Below are 15370 nucleotides of genomic sequence, written 5' to 3' on the forward strand. Positions count from 1 at the left end.
GGGCAGCTGGGCTTCCTGCGCTTGCATGGCTGCGAGGGCTTCCAGGGCTATCTGTTTGGCAGGCCTGTGCCGGTGGAGGAAATCGATGCAATGCTGGACCCGACGCGTTGATGGCGATGCATGGGCGGGCGCCGCGTCCACCGGAGGCTGCGCATGGCGCGGGTGACCCGGAGCGATGGTGGCGGACGTTTCCTGGATCGCGTGCTCGAACGCGATCCGGCCTGGACGCGGGGCCTGCTGCTGGTGGTGGCGCTGTCGCTGCTCGGGGCCTGGCTGGTGGTGCAGGGCGTGGTCTACTGGCGCGGCCAGGAGCGGGCGCTGGAGCGCACGCGCATCGTGCAGCAGGCGGCCGATGCGCTGATCACGCAGACCACGGGCGGCGGCCTGATCGGGGCCGTCTCGCTCATGGGCCTGAGCGAGCCACAGCTCAAGGACATGGCGCGCGGCTACACGCCGCCCGATGACCCGGGCTCGCTGGCGCGGCTGGCGGTGGCGCGCGGGCGCTTTCTGATCAGCGGCGTGTACGTGATGTCGGCGGACGGAACCGTGGTCGCGCACGAGACCGCGGGCGAGAAGGCAACAGGGTCGAACCTCGCATTCCGCCCCTATTTCCAGCAGGCCATGAAGGGCGCCATCAGCGTCTATGCGGCCATTGGCGTCAATAGCCAGGAGCGTGGCCTGTACTACGCCGCGCCTCTCTACGAGACGGACTCCCCCAACAGCACCATCATCGGCGTGGTGATGTTCAAGGTGGGCTTCGAGGTGGTCGATGCGCTGGTGGCAAGCACCGGCATCCCGGCCCTTCTGATGTCCCCCCAGGGTGTGGCCTTCTCGTCGACCCGCCCCGAGTGGCAGTTTGCCGTGGCGCCGCCGCTCACCCAGGCGCGCATCGATGCCATCCGCGCTTCGCGCCAGTTCGGGCGCCACTTCGAGAACGGCGTGGCCTCGGCGCTGCCGTTTGCGCCCGATGCCGGTGAGGTGCTGCTCAATGGCGTGACCTACGCGGTGGCGAGCCGCGGCATCGAATGGAACGACCCCGGGGGCCAGTGGCAGCTGGTGGTGCTCGACGACGTGAGCGCGCTGGTGCCGCCCCTGCTGCGCTGGCAGGTGGGTGGCGCTGCCTTCGTGCTGCTGGCCTTGCTCGGCCTGCTGCTGCTGGACCTGCTGCGCAGCCGCACGCGCATGGCGGCTGCGCTGGAGCGCTTTCGGGTGTTGGGCGCAGCGCTGGAGAGCAGCCCCGTGGCCGTGGTCATCACTGACGGCGAAGGCCGCATCGACTGGGTGAACCCGCAGTACGAGCGCAACACCGGCTACGCGCTGGACGAGGTGCGTGGCAAGAAGCCGTCCATCGTCTCCACCGACCAGACGCCGCCGCAGACCTACAAGGACATGTGGGCCACCCTGCTGTCGGGCCGCTCCTGGCGCGGCAGCTTCGTGAACCGGCGCCGCGACGCCAGCATCTACCACGACGAGGCCACGCTGTCGCCGGTGTTCGACGAGCGGGGCAAGCGCATCGCCATCGTCGGGCTGCACGAGGATGTCTCGGAGCGCATGCGCGCGCAGACCGAGCTGGAGCGGCGCGAGCGCCTGCTCAACGAGCTGCTGGAGCAGCAGACCGCCATCTTCGACAATGCGCCGCCCATTCTGCTGGTCTGCGAAGGGAAGTTCCGCCAGTTCAACCCCGCCTTCGTGGAGCTCATGCGCGGCACCGCGGCGCAATTGCTGGGCGGCGATGTGGCCACCCTGTTCGGGGAGCAGGGCGACTACGACCAGTTCAATGCGCTCATCGCACCGCGGCTCGCCTCGGGCCAGGCGCTGCGCGAGCGCGCCACGCTGCGCCGCCTCGATGGCAGCAGCTTCGAGGCCCGGCTGGCCGGGCGCCGTATCAACATGGAGGGCCACCGCTCGGCCTCCATCTGGGTCATCGAGGACGTGACTGAGGCGCGCCGCGGCGAGATCGCCATCCAGCAGGCCAACGAACGCTTGGAGATCGCGCAGGAAGCCGGCAAGGTGGGCGTGTTCGACATCGACCTGGTGGCCGACACGGTGGTCTGGTCGGCCAAGCTGGTGTCCATGCTCGGCCTGCCCGCGGGCACGCAGCCCACGGGCGTCGACTTCTGGCTCGATCGCCTGCACCCCGGCGACCGCGAGGAAGCCAGGGCGCATTTCAACGCCAGCCTGGCGGGCACCGATACCGGTCTGCGCAACTCCTGGCGCATCGTGCGCCCGGACGGCGAGGTGCGCTGGTTCCTGATGGCGGCGCGCATCCTGCGCGACGAGGCTGGCCGCGCGGTACGCGTGGTCGGGGTGAGCGTGGACATCCAGGACCAGAAGCAGCTCGAAGAGCAGGTGGAGGAGCAACTGGACTTCCAGCAGGCGCTGATCGACGCCATTCCCGTGCCCCTGTTCTACAAGGATGCGGACGGGCGCTACATCGGCTTCAACCGCGCCTACGAGCAGGCCTTCGGGGTGCGCCGCGACGATTTGGTGGGCAAGACGGTGTTGGACCTCGAATTCCTTCCGCCCGAGCAGCGCATGCGCTTCCAGGGCGACAACCTGCAGGCCATGAACGGCCTGCATTCGGTGCACAAGGAGGTGGATCTGCCCTATGCCGACGGGGTGGTGCACCACACCCTGTTCTGGCTGCATGCCTTTGCGCGCGCCGATGGCTCGCCCGGGGGCTCCATCGGCACCTTCGTGGACATCACCGACCGCCGGCGCGCCGAGGAAGACCTGCGCCGCGCCAAGGAACTGGCCGAGGAGTCGACCGCGCTCAAGTCCAACTTCCTGGCCAACATGAGCCACGAGATCCGCACGCCGATGAATGCCATCATCGGCATGTCGCACCTGGCGCTCAAGTCCGGGCTGAACACGCGCCAGCACGACTATGTGAGCAAGATCCAGCAGGCCGGCCAGCACCTGCTGGGCGTGATCAACGACATCCTCGATTTCTCCAAGATCGAGGCCGGCAAGCTCACGGTGGAAAAGCAGCCCTTCGTGCTCGACCGCATGCTCGAGAGCGTGACCGACGTGGTGGGCTACAAGGCCGGCGCCAAGGGGCTGGAGCTGGTCTGCGACGTGGCTGCCAACGTGCCGCCCAACCTCGTGGGCGATTCGCTGCGCCTGGGCCAGATCCTGATCAACTTTGCCAACAACGCGATCAAGTTCACCGACCAGGGGGAGATCAGCATCGCCGTGCGCCTGCTCGAAGAGAGCGAAAAGCGGGTGAGCCTGCGCTTCGAGGTGCGCGACACGGGCATCGGCCTTACGGGCGAGCAGATGGGGCGCCTGTTTGCCAGCTTCCAGCAGGCCGACACCTCGACCACGCGCCGCTATGGCGGCACCGGCCTGGGGCTGGCCATCTGCAAGAGCCTGGCCGAGCTGATGGGGGGCGAGGTCGGGGTGACGAGCCAGTTCGGCAAGGGCTCGACCTTCTGGGTCAGCCTGCCGCTGGAGCGTGGTGCCCCGGCCCGGGTGCTGCTGCCGCCGCCGGACCTGGTGGGCCGCCGGGTGCTGGTGGTCGACGACAACCACACCGCGGCCACCGTGCTGTCTGACATGCTGCAGGCCATGGGCTTCGAGGTGGAGCAGGCCTACTCCGGCCTGCAGGCGCTGGAGATCCTGCGCGCGTCCATGGCGCAGGACCGCTATTTCGGCCTGCTGCTGCTCGACTGGCACATGCCGGGCATGGACGGGGTGGAACTGGCGGGCCACATCCGCGGCCTGGGCATGCCCCAGGTGCCGCAGATGCTCATGGTCACGGCCTACGGGCGCGAGGACGTGATGCGCGCCGCGCGCGCGCAGGGCATCGAGACGGTGCTGATCAAGCCCGTGAATGCCTCGCTGCTGCTCGAGACGCTGATGCAGCCCCTGGAGCACGCGCTGCCTGCGCTGCAGCGCCAGTACGTGCCGCCGCCTGCGGCCGACGAGCTGCCAGCGTCCATCCGCGGCGCGCGGGTGCTGCTGGTGGAGGACAACGAACTCAACCAGATGGTGGCCGTGGAGCTGCTGCGCGATGCGGGCTTCGACGTGGACGTGGCCGGCAACGGGCAGGAAGCCATCCGCCGGCTGCAGGACGACAGCTACGATCTGGTGCTGATGGACATGCAGATGCCGGTGATGGACGGCGAGACCGCCACGCGGCACCTGCGCGCCGACCCGCGCTTTGCGCGCCTGCCCATCGTCGCCATGACGGCCAATGCCATGGACGCCGACCGCCAGCGCTGCTTCGATGCCGGCATGAACGACCACGTGGCCAAGCCCATCGACCCGGCCGCGCTGTGGGCAGCGCTGGCGCGCTGGATACAGCCGCGCCCCGGATTGGGCGTGCCCCAGGACTCGGCCCCGCAGCCCCCGGGCAACGGAGCTGCCGTGCCGCCCAGACCGCCCTGGCCGATGGCCTGGCCCCTGGTGGCCGGGCTCGATACGGTGCTTGGCCTGCAACGCGCCCTGGGCAAGCCTGCCCTCTACGCAGAGATGCTGGGCCGGTTCGCGCAGGGGCAGGCCACGGTGGTGCGCGAGATGCGGGCGGCCCTCGATGCCGGGGAGGTGGGACTGGCCGAACGGCTGGCGCACACGCTGCGCTCGGTGGCGGCCAACATCGGTGCCCTGCAAGTGGCAGACCGTGCCTACCAGCTCGAAGACCTGTTGCGCAGGGGCCCGCCGGCGCAGGAGGCCACGGCCCCCCTGCTCGCGGCGCTGGGCGGCGTGCTCGGGCCCCTGGTCGAGGCCCTGGCCCAGTGGCACGAAACGGCCCAGGGCCCGGCCGATGCGGGCGGCGCGGGGCCGGCCCAGGCCCCTGCGGAGCTGTTGCACGGGCTGCGCACCCTGCTTTTACAGGACGACCCGGCAGCCGCCGAGTTTTTGCAACACAATGCCATGGCGCTGGAGGGATTCCTGGGCCCGGCATTCAAGGCAGTGGATGTGCACATTCGGAACTTTGATTTCGAGCAGGCGCTGGATACCATCGCCTCTGTGTTCCCCGAGCCGCCGCCTTCCCCTGATTCCGCCCTCGCCCATTGAACGGTCCCCCTTCGCAGGAAAGCCCATGGACAACGCGCCCTTCGCCTCGCAGCAGCCGACCCTTGTGGACAAGCCGATTGCCACGGTACTGGTGGTGGACGATACGCCCGACAACCTCACGCTGATGGGCAGCCTGCTGCGCGAGCACTACCTGGTGAAGGTGGCCAACCATGGGGAGAAGGCGCTCAAGATCGCCCAGTCGGGCACACCGCCCGACCTCATCCTGCTGGACATCATGATGCCCGAGGTCGATGGCTACGAGGTCTGCCGGCGCCTGAAGGCGCAGCCCTCCACGCGCGACATCCCGGTGATCTTCCTCACGGCCCGCTCCGACCCCGACGACGAGCGCATGGGCCTGGCCCTGGGCGCCGTGGACTACATCACCAAGCCCATCAGCCCGCCCATCCTGCTGGCGCGCGTGAACACGCACCTGGCGCTCAAGGCCACGGCCGATTTCCTGCGCGACAAGAGCGCCTACCTGGAGCGCGAGGTGGCCCTGCGCACGCTGGAGGTGCAGGCCATCCAGGATGTGACCATCATGGCCATGACCTCGCTGGCCGAAACGCGCGACAACGAGACCGGCAACCACATCCGCCGCACCCAGCTGTACGTGAAGACGCTGGCCGAGCGCCTGCGCCACCACCCGCGCTTCGAGCATGTGCTCAACGACCGCATGATCGACCTGCTCTACAAGTCGGCCCCGCTGCACGACATCGGCAAGATCGGCATCCCGGACAGCATCCTGCTCAAGCCCGGCAAGCTCACGGTGGAGGAGTTCGAGGTCATGAAGACCCACACCACACTGGGACGCGCCGCCATTGAGGACGCTGAAAAGCGCCTGGGCATGCGCGTGGCCTTCCTGAGCGTCTCCAAGGAGATCGCCTACAGCCACCAGGAAAAATGGGACGGTTCGGGCTACCCCGAGGGCCTGGCGGGCGATGCCATTCCCGTGTCGGCCCGGCTCATGGCCGTGGCCGACGTGTACGACGCGCTGATCAGCAAGCGCGTCTACAAGCCTGCCTTCTCGCACGACCAGGCCTGCAGCACCATCGTGCGCGGCCGGGGCACGCACTTCGATCCGGACATGGTCGATGCCTTCGTGGAGATCGCCGAGGACTTCCGCGTCATCGCCCAGAAATACCCCGACCCGGCGTGATGGCAGGGCGGCGGACAGCCGCCCTGCGGAAAACCATCAGAGCGGTGCGCTCTCGTCCTTGCCCGCGACGTCCTGCGCTGCTGCGTCGGCCTCTGGAGTCGCATCAGCGGCTTCGGAGTCCTCGGCAGCCGTCGCCTGGCGGATGGCCGCCTTGTCGCCGGCACCGGCGAACTTGCTGTACTTGCCCAGGATGGGTACCAGCTGGCCGTAGATGCGCGGGGCGCCGGCCAGGCATTCGCGCTGTTCCAGGAACTCGGCCTCGCCCGTGAAGTTGCCCACCAGGCCGCCGGCCTCGGTCACCAGCAGGGAGCCAGCGGCGATGTCCCAGATCGACAGGCCGGTCTCGAAGAAGCCTTCGGTGAAGCCGGCGGCCACATAGGCCAGGTCCAGCGCGGCGGAGCCGGGGCGGCGCAGGCCGGCGGTGCGTTGCATCACCTCGCCCATCATGAGCATGTAGGCCTTGAAGTTGTCGCCCGGGCGGAAGGGAAAGCCCGTGGAGATCAGGCTGTCCTTGAGCTGGGTGCGCTTGCTCACGCGGATGCGGCGCTCGTTCATGTACGCGCCGCGGCCCTTGGTGGCCGTGAACAGGTCGTTGCGCGAAGGGTCGTAAATAACGGCCTGCTCGATCTTGCCCTTGACCGACAGCGCGATGCTCACGCAGTACACGGGAAAGCCGTGGATGAAGTTGGTGGTGCCGTCCAGCGGATCGATGATCCAGACGAATTCCGAATCCTTGGCGCCGTACTGCGAGCCCGACTCCTCGGCCAGGATGCCGTGGCCGGGGTAGGCGCCCAGCAGCGTCTCGATCACGGCCTTTTCGGCCGCGTGGTCCACCTCGGTCACAAAGTCGTTCACCTGCTTTTGCGAGATGCGCACGGCCTCCACATCGATGGCCGCGCGGTTGATGATGGCGCCGGCGGCGCGTGCGGCCTTGATGGCCACGTTGAGCATGGGGTGCAGGTTGGACGACATAAATTGTGTTTCAGGCAGCGCGCCGGCAGGGGGCGCACGTGCGAAAGAGGAGCGTGGAACACCGCCAGGCGATGCGGGCGGCGACAATAGGGCGCTGATTTTACCCGCTTTGCCGCTTTTTGTCCCCAAGCAGGGGCTTGTGCGGCCCTTTTGCTGCCCATGAAGACCCGTTTTGTCCTGATCAACACCAGCCACGCCGGCAATGTCGGCGCCGCCGCGCGCGCCTTGAAGACCATGGGTTTCGACGAGCTCGTGCTGGTCGCCCCGCGCTGGGCCAACGTGCTGCGGCGCGAAGAGACCATCCAGCGCGCCAGCGGCGCCCTGGATGTGCTGGACAAGGCGCGCATCGTCGCCACGCTGGACGAGGCGCTCGACGGCATGAGCCACCTGTGCGCCACGGCCATGACGCCGCGCGACTTCGGCCCGCCGACCCGCTCGCCGCGCGAGCACTTTGCGCAGCTGACCGCGCCGCGCGCGCCCGACGCTGCCGCGGAATCGGGCGTGGCCTTCCTGTTCGGCTCCGAGCGCTTCGGCATGGCCAATGAGGACGTGTACCGCTGCCATGTGGCGCTCTCGATTCCCACCAACCCGGGCTTTGGCTCGCTCAACCTGGGCGCGGCCATCCAGGTCGTCGCCTACGACTGGCGCATGGCGCTGGGCGGTTTCGGTGCGCCGGCGCAGCCTGCCGCGCCACCGGAGCGCGAGGTGGCCGACGCCGCCCAGGTGGCTGGCATGCTCGCGCACTGGGAGCGGGCGCTGGTGGACATCGGTTTTCTCGATCCCGAGGCGCCCAAGAAGCTCATGCCGCGCCTGAACCAGCTTTTCAACCGCGCGCAACTGGGTGCCGAGGAAATCCACATCCTGCGTGGTGTCGCAAAAGCCATGATCCAGACGGCGCAGGCAAAGCGCTAGACTGCATTTCCATATTCCAAAAACAACCATGGCCATGCTTGCACGCCTGCGCTCCGATATCCAGTGCATCCTCGATCGCGACCCCGCTGCCCGCAGTACCTGGGAGGTGATCACCTGCTACCCCGGCCTGCACGCCATCTGGCTGCACCGGCCGGCGCACTGGTGCTGGGGCCACGGCTTCAAGTGGCTGGGGCGCTTCATCTCGCACATCGCGCGCTGGCTCACGGGCATCGAGATCCACCCGGGCGCCAAGATCGGCGAGCGCGTGTTCTTCGACCACGCCATGGGCGTGGTGGTCGGCGAGACCGCCGAGATCGGCGATGGCTGCACCATCTACCAGGGCGTGACCCTGGGCGGCACCTCGCTCTACAAGGGCGCCAAGCGCCACCCCACGCTGGGCAAGGACGTGGTGGTCAGCGCGGGCGCCAAGGTGCTGGGTGGCTTCGAGGTGGGCGATGGCGCCAAGATCGGCAGCAACGCCGTGGTCATCAAGCCCGTGCCTGCGGGCGCCACGGCCGTGGGCATCCCGGCGCGCATCATCCCGTCCAAGGCCGGGCAGAGCGCCGACGTGACCGAACCTCAGCAGGCGCGCAAATTCACCGCCTATGGCATCACGCAGGAGGACGACCCGCTGTCGCAGGCCATGCGCGGCCTGATCGACAACGCCTCCTCGCAGGAGCACCAGATCATGCTGCTGTGGCAGGCGATCGAGAAACTCTCCACGGTGCAGTCCACCAAGGACTGCGTGCCCTGCGACGCAGCCACCACAGAGCAGTTCGAGGCGGGCAAGCTCAACGAGCTGGTGGGCAAGTAGATTCTGCCCGCCCCTGCGCCTATTTCTTGAGGAACCTGCTGTAGACGGCCCGCGTCTCGGCCTCGAAGTAGCGTCCGGCGGTTTGTTTGGACAGCTCCGAGGTCTCCTGCCAGCCAAAGAAGATGATCGCGTCGTAGCTGTCCGAGATCTGCAGTTCCGTCTGCATGTAGTCCCGAAACGCTTGCCGGTCCCAGTTCAGGTCGCGGAAGGCCTGGGCGATGTACCAGGTCTCGACCTTGGGCTGCGCGGCGCGTGCGATACCCGGCAGGGTGCGTGACCATTCGTGCAGCGCGGGAATGGTGGCCTTGTCGCCCAGCCAGTACGAGGTGGTGCCCACCCAGTCCACCTGGGCGATGGCTGCCCGGATGAAGGGCGTGATCTTGGGGTTGTTGAAGGTCGCGTGCGGGCTGAAGGAGATCCCCACCTTCGCGCTGGGCAGCTTCTGGCGCACCAGTGCGATGCCGCGCGTGAGGTCGTCGAGCTGCGCCTGGTATTCCGCAGGGTTGTCCCCCAGCAGGGCCGCGCCGAGGTACATCTCATCGATCAGGTACACGTGCACGCCGGGCACCAGCAGGTCGTTGTTCTGTGCGATGTAGCTGTCCAGGCGGGCGCTGGCGTTCTCCACCAGGCGGATCTGGCCGCGCTCGCGGGTCGGGAACAGGAACAAAAAGTCCAGCAGGTTGGCCTTGCCGGCCTTCTGGATAGCACGCGAGGTTTCCAGTGCGCCGCCGTAGCCACCGTAGCCCGCATTGGTCACGAGGTCCGAGGTGGCCAGCTGGTCGGGCGTGCCGAAGATCTCGCCCACCAGGCGCGGCTGCGGCGGTGGCGTGGGGCCGTCGCTGCTGCCGCCGCCACCGCCGCAGGCAGTGAGCATGGCAACCAGGGTGAGTTGAAGAACAAGTCTTTTCTTCATTCGATGGATTGGGTCGAAGTGGATGCAGCGGCCAGTCTAGAGGCTGCACGGTGCACCTGCGTGTGACCCGGCGCACCCGGGCGGGTCGAGAATTGCGTCGCTGGTTACAAAATGCAAGCATGGCGCGCGGCACCAGCCCGGCGTTCAGCGGCTGCGCACCGCGCTCTTGGGCCGAAAGGCCTTGCAGATTTCGTCGCGCGTTTCGAGGTAAGGGCCGCCGATCAGGTCGATGCAGTAGGGCACCGCGGCAAAGATGCCGGGCACGATCTGGCTGCCATCGGGGCCGCGCAGGCCCTCCAGCGTCTCGGCAATCGCCTTGGGCTGGCCGGGCAGGTTGATGAGCAGACTCTGCCCGCGCACCACCGCCACCTGGCGTGAGAGGATGGCCGTGGGCACGAACTTCAGGCTGATCTGGCGCATCTGCTCGCCAAAGCCCGGCATCTCCTTGTGCGCCACGGCCAGCGTGGCCTCGGGGGTCACGTCGCGCAGGGCAGGGCCGGTGCCGCCGGTGGTCAGCACCAGGCTGCAGCCCGCGGTGTCCACCAGCTCGATCAGCGTGGCGCTGATGCCGGCCTGCTCGTCGGGGATCAGGCGCGGCTCGAAGCCAATGGGGTTGAACAGGGCGCGCGTGAGCCAGTCCTGCAGCGCGGGCAGGCCCTTGTCCTCGTACACGCCGCTGCTGGCGCGGTCGCTGATGGAGACGATGCCGATGCGTACCGGGTCGTACACGGCGTCCGATGCGGCGTCAGGCATCTTCGTCCTCGTCCCCGCCATGGTCGTCGTCGCCAGCGGGCGGGCCGCCCAGGTGCTCGCGCACCAGCTGGAACAGTTCGCGGTAGGCGCGGCCCTTGCGCGGCGCCAGGCCCTGGGATTCTGCGGCCTTGTCGGCGGGGGGGGCGTCCTTGCGTGCCTGGCGCACCAGGGCGCGCAGCTGCTGGATGTCGGTATCGGGGTGCTCGGCCAGCCAGGCGTCCAGCGACTCGTCATTGGCGATCAGCCGGTCGCGCCAATGCTCGGCCAGGTGCAGGCTGAGCTTCTCGTCGGCCGAACCCTTGTGCTGCTCTTCGAGCGCCTGGCGGGCGGCTTCCACGATCTCGGGTTCGAGCTTGCGCATGAGCTTGCCCACGTACTGCATCTGGCGGCGCTTGCCCTCGAAATTGGTGATGCGCTTGGCTTCGGTGATGGCCTCGACCAGCTTGTCGGGCAGGCCCACCTTGTTGAACAGGTCGGTGCGCAGGGTCAGCAGGTCCTTGCCCAGGTCCTGCAGGGCGTCGCTTTCACGCTTGAGATCGGTACGGCTGGCATCGGGCGTGCCTTTGAGTTCGGCCTTGAGCTGAATGTCCATTTCGCTGCCTTCGGCAACGAAATGGCCCTTCACAAAGTAGCCTTTTTTGGGTTTGCGTGACATGGGTGGGGGCAAAAGGGAGGTGGCGCAGCGCGCGCCACAGCGGCAAGTATCATAGCTGCCGCTATGAATAAACCCTCCAAACACGCCCCTGGCGCACCGGCAGCCGCCGCTTCCACCGCCCCCGACAGCGGCTTCAGCTACAGCCGCCCGTTCTTTGAAGAACTGGTGGACCGCGCGCTTGCGCATGCCAAGAAGCTGGGCGCCACCGACGCCGGAGCCGAGGCCTCGGAAGGCTGCGGCCTGTCGGTCAGCGTGCGCAAGGGCGAGCTCGAGACCGTGGAGCGCAACCGCGACAAGTCGCTCGGCATCACCGTCTACATCGGCAACCGCCGCGGCAATGCCAGCACCTCCGATTTTTCCAGCAAGGCCATCGAGCAGACGGCGCAGGCGGCCTATGACATCGCCCGCTTCACGGCCGAAGACCCCATGGCCGGCTTGCCCGACGCCGACGACATCGCGCCCGCCGACACGCACCGCGACCTCGATCTTTTCCACCCCTGGTCCATCGACAGCGAGCAGGCCGCGAAGATGGCCATGGAATGCGAGGCAGCCGCCCTGAAGTCCAGCCGCCGCATCACCAACAGCGAGGGCGCAGGTGTCTCGGCCCAGCAAAGCCATTTCTTCAGCGCCCACACGCGCGGCTTTCGCGGGGGCTATGCCTCGTCGCGCCACAGCTTCTCCGTGGCGCCCATCGCCTCGCTGCCAGGCCGCAATGCCGAGATGCAGCGCGACATGTGGTACAGCTCCATGCGCAACGCGGCCGAACTGGCCTCGCCGCAGGCGGTCGGCCGCTACGCCGCCGAGCGCGCCCTGTCGCGCCTGGGCAGCCGCAAGATCCCCACCACGCAATGCCCGGTGCTGTTCGAGTCTACGCTGGCCGCAGGCCTGCTCGGCGGCTTCGTGCAGGCCGTGAGCGGCGGTGCGCTCTACCGCAAAAGCAGCTTCCTGCTCGACTCGCTGGGCAAGCGTGTGTTTCCCAAGCACATCGACATCGAAGAAGACCCCTTCATCCTGCGCGGCAAGGGCAGCTCGCCCTTCGACGACGAAGGCGTGCGCGTGGCGCCGCGCAAGGTGGTCCAGGGCGGCCGGGTGGAAGGCTACTTCCTGTCCACCTACTCGGCACGCAAGCTGGGCATGAAGACCACCGGCAATGCCGGCGGCTCGCACAACCTGAGCATGACCTCGCGCCTGACCCAGGCCGGCGACGACCTCGACGCCATGCTGCAAAAGCTGGGCACGGGCCTGTTCGTGATCGAACTCATGGGCCAGGGCGTGAACTACGTGACCGGCGACTACTCGCGCGGCGCCAGCGGCTTCTGGGTCGAGAACGGCCGCATCGCCTACCCGGTGCACGAGATCACCATTGCCGGCAACTTGAAGGACATGCTGCTGGGCATCGAGGCCGTGGGTGCGGATACCTACAACTACGGTGCCAAGACGGTCGGCTCGATTCTTGTGAATCGGATGAAGGTGGCGGGCAGCTGATTGCGGTTGCCGCCCCTCAGGCCGCAGCGGCAGGCCGGGCGGCCCAGGTGTCCTTCCTGCCGCGCATGCCTTCTGGCAGTGCCAGACCCACGCGGTGGCGCGACATCGCATCTGCGGGCTCCAGGTGCGCGAGCACCAGCGCGGCGGCATCAGCGTAGGGGACGATCATCTCCGGGACCTTGGACGCGAACACCAGCAAAAGCAGGGGCGCCGGCAGCATGCTGGCAAAGCCCGCCATGCGCACCGGCAACTGCTCCGTGGACACCCGCATCCGGTGCAGGCCCAGTGCGGCCTGCTCGACCATGGGGCCGGGGCACAGCATGCGCCAGTCCAGCGGCGAGGCCGCGACGCGTTCATGGTTCTTGCCATGCGGCCAGTAGGTGTCGCGCACCTTGGGCAGGGTGACCCCCTTGCGGCCGGTTCGGCCGATGTCCAGCGCCGCGGCGCCGCCCAGGAACCAGCAGACGGGCCGCTCCATGGCGGGCAGCGATTCGACCGCTTCGACGATGTGGGCCACCAGGTCCACGAAGACCTGGCCTTCGGTGACCATGCCCGCGCAGTTGATGAGCGCATCGTGGCCACGCACGATGGCCGCGAGGTCCTGTGTGGCGATCTGGACGAGGTCGGCCTGGTGCACGTGGACCAGGGCCCGGGTTTCTTCGGGCAGTTTGGCGGGGTTGCGCACGAGCACGGAGACCTGGTGGCCGGCGGCGACAGCCTGTTCGAGCACGTGGCGGCCGAGGGAGCCGGTGGCGCCGAGGATGAGGATGCGTTTCATGGGGATGGGCGTGGTAGGTGGGTGGCGGTGGTTTTTTGGAACCTGGGCGCGATCATTCCACGCTGTCCGATGGAAGTCATGGCCCTGCGCCGCAGGGCGAGGGCGGGTGGGTGACTTTGTTCACGACAGGGGCTTCGTTCGTCAGCAGAGCCCACGTTGGCAACTCAGCCCCAGGTGCGCGCCAACGCCGCCGCTGCCGCCTGCAGCCTTGGCAGCTTCTCCAGCGCCTGGGCCAGCGACATGCGCGCCACCGGGGCCTGCAGCGCCACAGCGCAGCGGATGCTCTTGCCGTCGGCCCCGCGCACCGGCACGGCCACGCAGACCAGGCCTTCGACGAACTCCTCGGCATCGACCGCATAGTCGTCCTTGCGGATGCGCTTGAACTCCGCATCGAGCGCGGCGCGTGTGGTCAGCGTGGTGGCGGTGTGGCGGGTCAGCGCCAGGCCGTCGAGCAGCTTGTTGCGCTGGCTGGCGGCCATGTGCGCCAGCAGCAGCTTGCCGCTGGCCGAGCAGTGCACGGGCACGCGCGTGCCGGGGCGCAGGTTCATCTGCAGCGGAAAGGCCGACTCGATGCGGTCCAGGTACACCACCTCCGCACCCGACAGGGCCGTGAAGTTGCAGCTCTCGCCCACCTCGGCCACCAGCTGGCGCAGCACCGCGTGGCGCACGCCCTGCTGGGTGCTGCCGGCCAGCGTGGCCTCGGCCAGGCGCAGCAGGCGCGGTGCGGGGGCGTAGCGCCGGCCATCGGGCTCGCGTGCCAGCAGGCCGCCGGCTTCCAGCTGCACCAGCAGCCGGTGCACGCTGGGCTTGGGCCAGCCGCTGGCGGCCACGGCCTCGGCCAGGGTCAGCGGGCGCGCCTCGCGCACCAGCAGCTCCAGCAGGTCGAACAGGCGCAGGCCGGGGGAGGCAGCAGCGGAAGCAGTGCTTTCTGTCATGAATCTCTGATTTCGAGACGAAATAAGAAAATATTCCGGGATTTATAAGGCCTGCCCTACAGTGGGCGCAAGTCCTTTTCCTGAAGCACCGCTGCTGCCCATGGCCCCATCCGCTGCCTTTTTTCGCAATGCCGTCGTGACCGGCGCCTGTGGCGGCCTGGGCCAGGCCCTGGTGCGCGAGCTGCTGGCCCAGGGGGCGCAGGTGGCATTGGTGGGCCTGCAGCGCGAGGTGCTCGATACGCTGGCCGCCACGGCGCCCGGGCGCTGTGCGGTGTACACGGCCGACGTGGCCGACGCCGCAGCCATGGGGCATGTGGCCGCCGACTGGATGGCACGTGCCGGCCTGCCCGACCTGGTGATCGCCAATGCCGGCGTGGCCGGTGGCTTTGAGACCGCCGAGGCCAGCGACCTGGCCGTGATGCGTCGCATGCTGGAGATCAATCTGCTCGGCCCTGCCACCACCTTCCAGCCCTTCGTGCAGGCATTGCGCGCCCACGCCGTGCAGGGGCCGCGCTGCGCCCTGGTGGGCGTGGCCAGCATCGCGGGCTGGCGCGGCATGCCCGGCAATGGCGCCTACTGCGCCAGCAAGGGCGGGCTCATCCGCTACCTGGAGAGCCTGCGTGCCGAATGCCGGGGCTCGCGCCTGTCCGTGCACACCGTGAGCCCGGGCTACCTGCGCACCGCACTCACCGCCGGCAACCGCTTCGCCATGCCCGGCCTGATGGAGCCCGATGCCGCCGCGCGTGCCCTGCTGGCCGGCGTGGCACGCGGGCGCGAGCACATCGTGCTGCCGCGGCACATCGGCTGGCTGTCGCGCCTGCTGGCCTGCCTGCCCGCCGCCACCTACGACCGCCTGTTGCGCGGCCAGCCGCGCAAGCCGCGCGTGGGTGAGGCGGGCGCCACCGCCATCCCGGGGCTGCCGGGTTCCGCCCAAACCCCCTCCGATCCCCGTTGAACTCCACCCGCGAGCACACC

The 15370-nt window shown here is 68.5% G+C and carries 12 protein-coding genes; 6 read left to right on the forward strand and 6 right to left on the reverse strand.

Translation table 11 applies throughout. From position 1 onward, the window contains the following. The first annotated feature begins 153 nt into the window (after positions 1 to 153). Both AC07X5_RS31360 and AC07X5_RS31365 read left to right on the forward strand, forming a co-directional pair. On the forward strand, positions 154 to 5022 hold the full coding sequence (locus AC07X5_RS31360; protein WP_494773346.1) for a PAS domain S-box protein: 4869 nt from the start codon (positions 154 to 156) through the stop codon (positions 5020 to 5022). A 25-nt stretch (positions 5023 to 5047) separates the two neighbouring features. Next, positions 5048 to 6178 (forward strand): response regulator, encoded by a 1131-nt coding sequence (locus AC07X5_RS31365; RefSeq protein WP_494773347.1) that lies wholly within the window; start codon positions 5048 to 5050, stop codon positions 6176 to 6178. 36 nt (positions 6179 to 6214) lie between these two features. Here AC07X5_RS31365 and AC07X5_RS31370 read toward each other — a convergent pair whose 3' ends face one another. Then, positions 6215 to 7150, reverse strand: coding sequence for an inositol monophosphatase family protein (locus AC07X5_RS31370; protein ID WP_494773348.1), 936 nt, complete (start codon positions 7148 to 7150; stop codon positions 6215 to 6217). 159 nt (positions 7151 to 7309) lie between these two features. Here AC07X5_RS31370 and AC07X5_RS31375 point away from each other — a divergent pair, with 159 nt between their 5' ends. Both AC07X5_RS31375 and cysE read left to right on the forward strand, forming a co-directional pair. Beyond that, a complete protein-coding gene (locus AC07X5_RS31375) occupies positions 7310 to 8062 on the forward strand; it encodes an RNA methyltransferase (RefSeq protein ID WP_494773349.1) in 753 nt (250 codons plus the stop codon). A gap of 34 nt (positions 8063 to 8096) precedes the next feature. Further along, positions 8097 to 8876, forward strand: coding sequence for a serine O-acetyltransferase (gene cysE, locus AC07X5_RS31380; RefSeq protein WP_409957932.1), 780 nt, complete (start codon positions 8097 to 8099; stop codon positions 8874 to 8876). 19 nt (positions 8877 to 8895) lie between these two features. Here cysE and AC07X5_RS31385 read toward each other — a convergent pair whose 3' ends face one another. The 3 genes from AC07X5_RS31385 to yjgA all read right to left on the reverse strand — a co-directional run bounded on the left by AC07X5_RS31385 (position 8896) and on the right by yjgA (position 11197). Then, positions 8896 to 9789: a hypothetical protein gene (locus AC07X5_RS31385; RefSeq protein WP_494773350.1), complete on the reverse strand. Its 894-nt coding sequence runs from the start codon at positions 9787 to 9789 to the stop codon at positions 8896 to 8898. A 144-nt stretch (positions 9790 to 9933) separates the two neighbouring features. Next, a complete protein-coding gene (mog, locus tag AC07X5_RS31390; protein ID WP_494773351.1) occupies positions 9934 to 10542 on the reverse strand; it encodes a molybdopterin adenylyltransferase in 609 nt (202 codons plus the stop codon). Continuing rightward, complete coding sequence (gene yjgA, locus AC07X5_RS31395) at positions 10535 to 11197, reverse strand: ribosome biogenesis factor YjgA (RefSeq protein WP_494773352.1); 663 nt, start codon at positions 11195 to 11197, stop codon at positions 10535 to 10537. Before yjgA ends, mog begins: the two co-directional genes overlap by 8 nt. A 63-nt stretch (positions 11198 to 11260) precedes the next feature. Here yjgA and pmbA point away from each other — a divergent pair, with 63 nt between their 5' ends. Beyond that, a complete protein-coding gene (gene pmbA, locus AC07X5_RS31400) occupies positions 11261 to 12682 on the forward strand; it encodes a metalloprotease PmbA (protein ID WP_494773353.1) in 1422 nt (473 codons plus the stop codon). A 16-nt stretch (positions 12683 to 12698) separates the two neighbouring features. Here the strand turns inward: pmbA and AC07X5_RS31405 are convergent, their stop codons facing one another. Both AC07X5_RS31405 and AC07X5_RS31410 read right to left on the reverse strand, forming a co-directional pair. After that, complete coding sequence (locus tag AC07X5_RS31405) at positions 12699 to 13460, reverse strand: NAD(P)-dependent oxidoreductase (RefSeq protein ID WP_494773354.1); 762 nt, start codon at positions 13458 to 13460, stop codon at positions 12699 to 12701. Between the two features lie 164 nt (positions 13461 to 13624). Continuing rightward, positions 13625 to 14395: an IclR family transcriptional regulator gene (locus AC07X5_RS31410; RefSeq protein ID WP_494773355.1), complete on the reverse strand. Its 771-nt coding sequence runs from the start codon at positions 14393 to 14395 to the stop codon at positions 13625 to 13627. A gap of 100 nt (positions 14396 to 14495) precedes the next feature. On the opposite strand from AC07X5_RS31410, the gene AC07X5_RS31415 reads away from it, so the two are divergent. After that, entirely contained in the window at positions 14496 to 15350 is an 855-nt protein-coding gene (locus AC07X5_RS31415) for an SDR family oxidoreductase (RefSeq protein ID WP_494773356.1), read from the forward strand. The last annotated feature ends 20 nt before the right edge of the window (positions 15351 to 15370 follow it).

The sequence above is a fragment of the Acidovorax sp. GW458-11-26-14-TSB4 genome (assembly GCF_059423865.1).

Excerpts from the sequence above, each read along its gene's own strand:
- AC07X5_RS31360 (WP_494773346.1), top strand. The coding sequence starts at position 154 with ATGGCGCGGGTGACCCGGAGCGATGGTGGCGGACGTTTCCTGGATCGC.
- AC07X5_RS31365 (WP_494773347.1), top strand. The coding sequence starts at position 5,048 with ATGGACAACGCGCCCTTCGCCTCGCAGCAGCCGACCCTTGTGGACAAG.
- AC07X5_RS31370 (WP_494773348.1), bottom strand. The coding sequence starts at position 7,150 with ATGTCGTCCAACCTGCACCCCATGCTCAACGTGGCCATCAAGGCCGCA.
- AC07X5_RS31375 (WP_494773349.1), top strand. The coding sequence starts at position 7,310 with ATGAAGACCCGTTTTGTCCTGATCAACACCAGCCACGCCGGCAATGTC.
- cysE (WP_409957932.1), top strand. The coding sequence starts at position 8,097 with ATGCTTGCACGCCTGCGCTCCGATATCCAGTGCATCCTCGATCGCGAC.
- AC07X5_RS31385 (WP_494773350.1), bottom strand. The coding sequence starts at position 9,789 with ATGAAGAAAAGACTTGTTCTTCAACTCACCCTGGTTGCCATGCTCACT.
- mog (WP_494773351.1), bottom strand. The coding sequence starts at position 10,542 with ATGCCTGACGCCGCATCGGACGCCGTGTACGACCCGGTACGCATCGGC.
- yjgA (WP_494773352.1), bottom strand. The coding sequence starts at position 11,197 with ATGTCACGCAAACCCAAAAAAGGCTACTTTGTGAAGGGCCATTTCGTT.
- pmbA (WP_494773353.1), top strand. The coding sequence starts at position 11,261 with ATGAATAAACCCTCCAAACACGCCCCTGGCGCACCGGCAGCCGCCGCT.
- AC07X5_RS31405 (WP_494773354.1), bottom strand. The coding sequence starts at position 13,460 with ATGAAACGCATCCTCATCCTCGGCGCCACCGGCTCCCTCGGCCGCCAC.
- AC07X5_RS31410 (WP_494773355.1), bottom strand. The coding sequence starts at position 14,395 with ATGACAGAAAGCACTGCTTCCGCTGCTGCCTCCCCCGGCCTGCGCCTG.
- AC07X5_RS31415 (WP_494773356.1), top strand. The coding sequence starts at position 14,496 with ATGGCCCCATCCGCTGCCTTTTTTCGCAATGCCGTCGTGACCGGCGCC.